This is a genomic window from Orenia metallireducens, assembly GCF_003001995.1.
Taxonomy (GTDB): Bacteria; Bacillota; Halanaerobiia; order Halobacteroidales; family Halobacteroidaceae; genus Orenia; species Orenia metallireducens_B.
The window spans coordinates 1-2081 of sequence record NZ_PVNB01000071.1 but is presented as its reverse complement, the minus strand read 5'-3'; the positions used below and the strand labels follow the sequence as shown (position 1 = coordinate 2081).

At 35.1% G+C, this 2081-nt stretch carries 1 protein-coding gene; it reads left to right on the top strand.

Features of this window, described 5'->3' with window-relative positions:
- Nucleotides 1-772: 772 nt before the first annotated feature.
- Nucleotides 773-1939: a group II intron reverse transcriptase/maturase gene (ltrA, locus tag BX659_RS18560; RefSeq protein WP_097019709.1), complete on the top strand. Its 1167-nt coding sequence runs from the start codon at nucleotides 773-775 to the stop codon at nucleotides 1937-1939.
- Nucleotides 1940-2081: the final 142 nt, after the last annotated feature.

The window sequence follows — 2081 nt, the reverse complement described above, 5'->3', positions numbered from 1 at the left end:
TGTGTGTCTTGTAAATTATAGAGATAGTAAGTGAAAGTCTTACCTATGCTGTTTTGGTCGTATCGGTGTGTGAAACCAACAGTGACAGGGTGTTTATCGTGAGATAAAATCTGAAGAGTCTGAGGTGAACAACCAGCCTAAAACATTATGTGAACCAGAGGTGGCATTTAATAATGATGACTCGCCATAAGAACGAGGAAATCCAATGTTGACATAGGGGCGCAGGTGGCTCTGGATAAAAAGCGAGATAACGAGTTTGTCTATGTCAAACTATTATGTGTGATTAGGGTTGGGATGGTTGGAATATTCTATAATTGACCGAGAGAGGTCTAGTTTAATTCTTCATAAGAACTTATGAAGATAAACTAAGATATAACCTTAAAGGGAAAGTCGAAGTGATGTTAAGCTAGAAATCAGATGATATCATAGTAGTAATGATAGTTGGGCTGATGACTATTAGGTAACTAATACGAGGGTAAAACCAATTTAGCGAAGGATATCTGCTTTATTGAAGTACAAAGTTAAATATGAGTGGTGATGTACTAATTTTAGTGGTTTAAACACTAACGAAGTTAGTGGGCTCTATGGAGGATGTAGAAGGGAAATCATAACTGGAAACAGAGATAATAGAGATTACTGCAACCTAAGTAGCAATAAACCGAAGGGTGCGATTGGTAAATTACCTAGAGACGTGGTCGGGAATATTGTGAAGATAGGGGGTTAGTATGTTGGAAGATTTAATGGAAGACTGGTAAGTTATGAGGGAAGGTAGGTGAGAAGAATACGTACCTACTATACATTAAAGAATATCATTCTAGATAAATTTAGAATGCATTATGCAGCTCAACAAGTGCTAAGTAATGGAGGTTGTGCTGGTATTGATGGAGAGGATATCGAAGATTTTAAAGATAACTACAAGCTTAATATGAGAGAAATTTATCGACAGATGAAGGAAAAGAGATATAAGCCATCTCCAGTATTAAGGACTTATATTCCTAAAGGAAATGGTAAAGAAAGACCTCTAGGTATACCTACAGTAAAGGACAGGATAGCTCAAGCAACAGTAAAACAAGTTATGGAAATTATATTTGAACGAGTATTTTGTGACTGCTCTTATGGTTTTAGACCAAATCGTTCAGCCCATGATGCTATTGATAAGATAGAAGAGTATAAAAGTCAAGGTTATAAATGGGTTGTTGATGCAGATATCAAATCATATTTTGATAATATAGACCATGAGTTGCTGATGGATTTTGTTGCAGAGTATATAAGTGATGGATGGGTATTAGGGTTAATACGTTCGTGGTTAACAGCTGGAATCATGAATAAAGGAAAAAAGGAGAGTACTGAGAAAGGAACACCACAAGGTGGTGTTATTTCTCCTCTTTTAGCTAATATCTATTTACATCAATTTGATAAAGAGATGACTGCTAGAGGCTATAAGTTGGTTAGATATGCAGATGATTTTGTAGTTCTTACAAAATCAAAGCTAAAAGCTAATCGAGCATTAGAGGTTATAAAAGAAATAATAGAAGGAAAGCTAAAACTCACTCTTCATCCAGAAAAAACAGTCATAACTAATTTTGGAAAAGGTTTTGTTTTCTTAGGTTATGAGTTTATTGCTTGGAGGTATAAAAGACCTCGAAAGAAAGCAATTGATAAGTTTAAAGATAAAATAAGGAATATAACAAGAAGACAAAGACCGTTTCCAGCAGAATTTATTATTGCTGAATTAAATCCAGTGCTCAGGGGTTGGGCAAATTACTTTAAATTTGGGAATGTAAAGAAGTTATTTAGGAAGTTAGATACATGGATTAGGATGCGTATTCGAGCTTTTATGGAGAAGAAGAAAGCAATATTGAATCAGAACTACAGAATATCTAATTCTATGCTAGAAGAGAAAGGTTTAATATCATTACTTACATATTGCTTTAACTAAGAGTAAAATTTACATCTGTAGTAATACAGAGATGATAACTTACTCTCTGGAATGGAGCAACAATAAAGGAAAGCTGTATACGGGAAAACCGTACGTGCAGTTTGAAGAGAGGTCCCAGCTGTGAGGCTGGTCCTACTCTATT